The organism is Actinomyces sp. HMSC08A09, from assembly GCF_001807465.1.
In the GTDB taxonomy this organism is placed as follows: domain Bacteria; phylum Actinomycetota; class Actinomycetes; order Actinomycetales; family Actinomycetaceae; genus Actinomyces; species Actinomyces oris.
Window position 1 is genome coordinate 1 of the sequence record NZ_KV789143.1, and the last position, 6,053, is coordinate 6,053.

Annotated in this window: 4 protein-coding genes and 1 pseudogene; all 5 read left to right on the forward strand. The window is 71.6% G+C overall.

The features are described 5' to 3' along the window. Positions 1–196, forward strand: a pseudogene (locus tag HMPREF3165_RS13520) (hypothetical protein); the annotation flags it as partial. Positions 197–701: 505 nt separating this feature from the next. Continuing rightward, positions 702–1,466 (forward strand): DeoR/GlpR family DNA-binding transcription regulator, encoded by a 765-nt coding sequence (locus HMPREF3165_RS10170; protein WP_070513132.1) that lies wholly within the window; start codon positions 702–704, stop codon positions 1,464–1,466. Beyond that, a complete protein-coding gene (locus tag HMPREF3165_RS10175; RefSeq protein ID WP_070513135.1) occupies positions 1,463–2,473 on the forward strand; it encodes a 1-phosphofructokinase family hexose kinase in 1,011 nt (336 codons plus the stop codon). Before HMPREF3165_RS10170 ends, HMPREF3165_RS10175 begins: the two co-directional genes overlap by 4 nt. 239 nt (positions 2,474–2,712) lie before the next feature. Next, positions 2,713–4,884 (forward strand): PTS fructose transporter subunit IIABC, encoded by a 2,172-nt coding sequence (locus tag HMPREF3165_RS10180; protein ID WP_070513138.1) that lies wholly within the window; start codon positions 2,713–2,715, stop codon positions 4,882–4,884. A 682-nt stretch (positions 4,885–5,566) separates the two neighbouring features. Beyond that, complete coding sequence (locus HMPREF3165_RS10185) at positions 5,567–6,004, forward strand: sterol carrier family protein (RefSeq protein WP_070513141.1); 438 nt, start codon at positions 5,567–5,569, stop codon at positions 6,002–6,004. The last annotated feature ends 49 nt before the right edge of the window (positions 6,005–6,053 follow it).

Consider the following 6,053-nt stretch of genomic DNA (forward strand, 5'->3'; position numbering starts at 1 on the left):
GCAGCCCGCATCCACCGCCGCTCCGGCCGCGTCCGGGGCACCGGCCCAGGCGGCCGGGCCCGAGCGGCCGAACCAGGCGGCCAGTGATAGTCCTTTGGCCCGCACCGGCGCCTCACTTGGCGCGGGGGTACTCGCCCTCGCCCTGCTCGTCGTCGGCGGCTACCTCGTACTGCGCCGCAGACAGCAGGTCGCCTGACGCTGCCTGACGCCGGCTGGGTCGGCTGATACCGGCTGGGTCAGACTGACGCAGACCGCCCCAGGCTGACCCGTAGCGATTTCCGGATCGAGACTCGTGCCCGCCTCCCCACTCGGGGAGGCGGGCACGAGTGCTGTCTGCGGGGCGTCGACGACGGGGCATCACCGGGGATGGTTCGGGCGGCCGGGGCTGTGGGGACTGCGGTCCGCGCCGAGGACGTACTTCCCGTTCGGGGACTGCGTTGTCCTCCGGGCTACTGGGGTGCGCCCGCAGTCGTTTGTCGGAGAACGCAGTCCTGGGCGCAGAAGGACGTCCTCGATAGGGCGGTGGTGCCCGTCGGGCGGACCCTGTTCTCAAAACAACCTATGAAATGTATTGTGAGTCACTCTGGGGTAGACATGAATGTCTGAATGGGCATACTCTCGTGTCTGTTCAGACATTCAGAGTCGAGTGGATGCCCGAACGGGCGTACTGGTTGACGGCACGGACCTTCCAGGAGGTGAACATGCGCATTGAGGACAGGCACCGCCAGATCGTGGAGCAGGTGCGCGGTGCGGGGCGGGTTCTCGTCACCGAGCTCGCCGAGCACTTCGACGTCACCCCTGAGACGATCCGCCGCGACCTGACCGCCCTGGACCGCAACGGCGCCCTGCGCAAGGTCCACGGCGGTGCCATCCCCGCCCCCGCCCTGCCGGAGACCGGCGTGACCCAGCGCGAGCAGGTCAACCCCACCGCCAAACAGGCCATCGCCCGCGCCGCCCTGGCGCGGCTCGCACCGAAGCCCGGCACCACCCTCCTCATCGACGCCGGAACCACCACCGGATCGCTCGCCCGCCTCCTGCCGGGCGACACCGACCTGACCGTCATCACCAATTCCGTCCTGACCGCCGCCTGGCTGGCCGGCGCCGGACGCACCCGGGTGCGGATCCTGGGCGGCCAGCTGCGCGGACTCACCCAGGCCGCCGTCGGCCCCGAAGCCGTCGAGGCCCTGTCCACCCTGAGGGTCGACGTCGCCGTCCTGGGAGCCAACGGCCTGAGCGCAGCCCACGGACTGTCCACGCCCGACCCCGACGAAGCCACCGTCAAACGCGCCATGGTGCGCAGCGCCCGCCAGGTGGTGGCCCTGGTCGACTCCACCAAGATCGGCCAGGAGCACCTGGTCTCCTTCGCCTCCCTCGACGACGTCGACCTCCTGGTCACCGACGTCGAGCTCCCGCCCGCACTTATCGACCAGCTCACCGCCACCGAAACCGAGGTACTTGTCGCATGATCCTGACCCTCACACCCAACCCGTCCCTCGACCGCACCGTCTCCCTGCCCGGACCCCTCCAGCGCGGCGCCGTCCAGCGCCTGACCGGCGTCGTCATGGAACCGGGAGGCAAGGGCGTCAATGTCGCCCGCGTCCTGTCCAACGCCGGGCGCGCCGCCACCGCCGTCCTGCCCGCCGCAGAGAACGACCCCATCCTCACCGCCCTGGGCGCCCTTGAGCTGCCCGGCCTCACCGTGCGATCCGTGCCCGTGGCCGGACCCGCCCGCATCAACACCGCCGTCACCGAGCCCGATGGCACCACCACCAAGCTCAACGAGCTGGGGGCGGGCTTGAGCGAGGAGGAGATCGATGCCGTCGAGCAGGCCCTCCTGGAGACCCTCACCCTCACGGGGGTGTCGGCCGGAGCTGACACCCACCACTGGGCGGTCCTGTCCGGCTCCCTGCCGCCGGGTGCACCGGCCAGGTGGTACGCCCGCCTCGTGGGTCTCCTTCGGGAGGCCGCTCCGGGCTTGCGCATCGCCGTCGACACCTCCGACGAGCCCCTGGCGGCCCTGGCCGCCGAGCTGCCCGCATCGGCCCCCGACCTCATCAAGCCCAACGGTGAGGAGCTCGGTCAGCTCGCCGGCCTGCCCGCCGAGCGCGCCATGGCGCTCGAGGAGGGCGCCGTCCAGGGGGACTACGGCCCCGTCGTCGACGCCGCCCGCCTCCTGGTGGGCCTGGGGCTCGGTGCCGTCATGGTGACCCTCGGTCCCGCCGGCGCCGTCCTGGTGACCGCCGACGGCGCCTGGCACGCCACCGCCCCCGAGGTCCCGGTGGTCTCCACCGTCGGCGCCGGGGACTCCTCGGTGGCCGGCTACATCCTGGCCGACGTCAACGGCGGTGACGAGGCCGAGTGCCTGCGCACCGCCATGGCCTACGGCTCGGCCGCCGCCTCCCTGCCCGGAACCACCCTGCCCACGCCCGCCGACCTGCCCGAGCAGGCGGCCGTCGTCACCCGGCTCTCCTGAGCCGGGGAGTCTGGGGATGCCGGGGCTGTGGTCCCGTGAGCCTGCGGCCCCCGCACGCGCCGGCGGCTACCGGCCGCCGAACCGGCTCCGCCACTGACCGTCCACTGACCTGTTCACCACCCGCCCACCGACCCACCGCATCACCACCACCGACCGCATGACCGCCGCCCACCACCCTTGACCACCTGTGACCCGCCGCAGCCCACCGGGCGACGGCACCTCGGACACCAAGGAAGACCATGACCGAGAACAAGCCCCTCATCATCCCCGAGCTGGTCGCGCTCGACGCCGACGCCGGCCCGGGCAAGGAAGACGTCATCGAGTTCCTGGCCGCCACCGTGGCCGGCGCGGGCCGGGCCTCCAGCCCCGACGGCCTGGCCGCCGACGCCAAGAAGCGCGAGTCCACCGCCCCCACCGGGATCCCCGGCGGCATCGCCATCCCGCACTGCCGCAGCCCCCACGTCCTGGCCCCCAGCCTCGGCTTCGCCCGCCTGGCGCAGCCGGTCGACTTCGGGGCCGCCGACGGGCAGGCCGCCGACCTCATCTTCATGATCGCCGCCCCCGATGGCGCCGACGACTTCCACCTCCAGCTCCTGGCCAAGCTCGCCCGCGGACTCATGCAGACCGAGTTCACCGACGCCCTGCGCCAGGCCGCCGACGCCGAGGAGATCACCCGCATCGTCACCAAGCAGGTCCAGCCCGAGCTGCTCGACGGCGGGCAGGAGGCCGAGGACAGTGAGGCCGGTAAGGCCGGTAAGGCCGGAAGCGCCGCGGGCTCGGCCCAAGGGGCCGGCGCCGCGGAGTCCAAGGAGGCTGCGGCGTCGTCGGCCCCGGCGGAGGGGCAGACCGTCATCGTGGGGGTCTCCTCCTGCCCCACCGGCATCGCCCACACCTTCATGGCCGCCGAGGCCCTGGAGCAGGCCGGCAAGGACCGCGGCATCATCGTGGCCATCGAGGGCCAGGGCTCGGGCAAGATCGACGCCCTCGACCCCGAGCTCATCAAACGGGCCAGCGCCGTCATCTTCGCCCACGACCTGCCCGTCAAGGGTCGCGAGCGCTTCGCCGGCAAGCCCGTCATCGACGTCGGGGTCAAGGCCGCCGTCAACGACGCCGGCTCCCTGGTGGACAAGGCCCTGGCCGCGGTCGACGACCCCAGTGCCGCCCGTGTGCCGGCCGGCGGCGGGTCCAGCGAGGAGAGCGAGGAGGGCTCCGAGCACTGGGCCCGGCGCCTGCAGCGCTCGGTCATGACCGGGGTGTCCTACATGATCCCCTTCGTGGCCGCCGGCGGTCTGCTCATCGCCCTGGGCTTCCTCCTGGCCGGGTACGACGTGGCCAGCCTCTACGAGAAGATCTCCATCAGCGACTACTCCCTGTGGAACCTGCCCGGCAACGAGTTCGTCCACGAGATCAAGAACTCGGCCGACAACGTCGTCGCAACCGAGACGATCACCGTCTCCCAGTCCGGGCTGCTGCTGTATATCGGGTGGACGCTGTTCCTGTTGGGGCAGGCGGCCATGAGCTTCCTCGTTCCGGCGCTGGCAGGCTACATCTCCTTCGGGCTGGCTGGCAGGCCCGGGATCGCGCCCGGATTCGTCATGGGGGTCGTCGCGGTCGAGGTCGGGGCCGGGTTCATCGGCGGCCTGGTCGGCGGCATCCTCGCGGGCTACTTCGCGGCCTGGCTCGCCGGGCTCAATGCGCCGGCCTGGCTGCGAGGGCTCATGCCCGTGGTCATCATCCCGCTGGGCACCACGCTGGTGGTCGGCGCCGTCATGTACCTGGTCCTCGGGCGGCCCCTGGCCGCCCTCATGACCGGGCTGAAGCACGGGCTGACCTCCATGTCCGGGGGCGGGTCGGCCGTGCTGCTCGGCATCATTCTCGGGCTCATGATGTGCTTCGACCTGGGCGGGCCGATCAACAAGGCCGCCTACCTGTTCGGCACCGCGGGCCTGTCCGAGGCCAGCGCCAGCAACACCGCCCCCTACGAGATCATGGCCACCGTCATGGCCGCCGGCATGGTGCCGCCGCTGGCGATGTCGGCCGCGACCTTCCTGCGCTCGCGACTGTTCACCAAGGCAGAGATCGAGAACGGGCGCAGCGCTTGGCTGCTGGGGCTGTCCTTCATCTCCGAGGGCGCCATCCCCTTCGCCGCCGCCGACCCGCTACGCGTCATCCCGGCCACGATGGCCGGCGGCGCGGTCACCGGCGCCATGACCATGGCGATGCACGTCGGCTCGCGCGCGCCCCACGGCGGCGTGTTCGTCGCCTTCGCCATCACCCACTTCGGTGGCTTCCTCCTGGCGATCCTGGCCGGGACGGTGGTGAGCACTGCGCTGGTCATCGTCCTCAAGGGGCTGGGGCGCAACGCGGACGGCAAGAAGGGCGTTGAGGCGCAGGCCGCGGCTGCTGCTTGATTGAGCGAGCCTCATCGCTGCGTCGTCGTGCGGGGTCCCACCAGGTGCGGGGCCCCGCACGATGTGTGTGAGGAGCGAAGAGGCCGAGTCTGAGGGGCTCGGCGTTCTTCTGCGGGGACGCTTCACGCGGCCGGGGACACACCCCTCCCGCCGGGGACACTCCGCGCGTGCGGGGACAGGAATCCTGTCCCCGACGGCGTCGAATGCCCCTGGCCGTGCGGGAATGTCCCCGGCGGTGCAGGATGTCCCCGGGCGAGGCGACACGCACCCGGCCGTACGGAACTGTCCCCGACGGCGCGGAACGTCCCTGTGGACTGTGCCGCCGCAGATCGAGGATGTACTTTTCGGTCGAGGACTGCGTTCTCCTACAGAAGGTGACGGCTCGGGCGCAGTCGTTTGGGGGAGAAGTACGTCCTGGGCGCAGAACGCAGTCCTCGATGTTCCAGGACGGCTGTGCGGCGCTGTCGGTACCGGTCAGGGCCGGATGCGAGCATGTCGGTCCGTTTTGCCGATATGGGGGTGCGCCGCCTGACGGACCGGGCCTGCCGCGAGGCGCCGTTGTCGAGACCAGTCAGGGCCGGCCGGTGAACCTCGTGGTGGTCTTCACCGTGAGTAAGGGTGCTCGTTGCCCACGATGGACTCGCCTGCCAGTTCCGGGCTGCTCCGGCATAGGCTTCGCGCCATGGCTGCAAGACGACGCATCGACCCCGACGCCGGCGCTCAGGCCCTGCGCCAGTGGGCCCAGGAGCAGGGCACGTCCGACGACGAACCGGCAGGAGCTGGGAGCGGTGCCGACTCCGCCAGTCCCACTGACCGGGCCGCCCGACGTCGGGTGACCGCCACCGCCGTGCGCTACACCCTCGAGGAGCTTGCCGCCTGCGCGCCCGGGCGCTCGGTCGAGGTGCGGGTCCCGCCCTTCGGTGTCACCCAGGCCGTCGCCGGCACCGTCCACCGCCGGGGCACCCCACCCAGCGTCGTCGAGACCGACGCCGTCACCTGGCTGGCCCTGGCCACCGGCCGACTCACCTGGCAGGACGCCCTGGCCGACGGCACCCTGCACGCCTCCGGTGAGCGCTGCGACCTGTCCGCCTACCTGCCCCTGGTCCGGCTCCCCGGGTAAACATCAACATTTTCTTCAAAATCGACCCGGAGCCGCGTCGGTGGGGTCA

Excerpts from the sequence above, each read along its gene's own strand:
- HMPREF3165_RS10185 (WP_070513141.1), top strand. The coding sequence starts at position 5,567 with ATGGCTGCAAGACGACGCATCGACCCCGACGCCGGCGCTCAGGCCCTG.
- HMPREF3165_RS10175 (WP_070513135.1), top strand. The coding sequence starts at position 1,463 with ATGATCCTGACCCTCACACCCAACCCGTCCCTCGACCGCACCGTCTCC.
- HMPREF3165_RS10180 (WP_070513138.1), top strand. The coding sequence starts at position 2,713 with ATGACCGAGAACAAGCCCCTCATCATCCCCGAGCTGGTCGCGCTCGAC.
- HMPREF3165_RS10170 (WP_070513132.1), top strand. The coding sequence starts at position 702 with ATGCGCATTGAGGACAGGCACCGCCAGATCGTGGAGCAGGTGCGCGGT.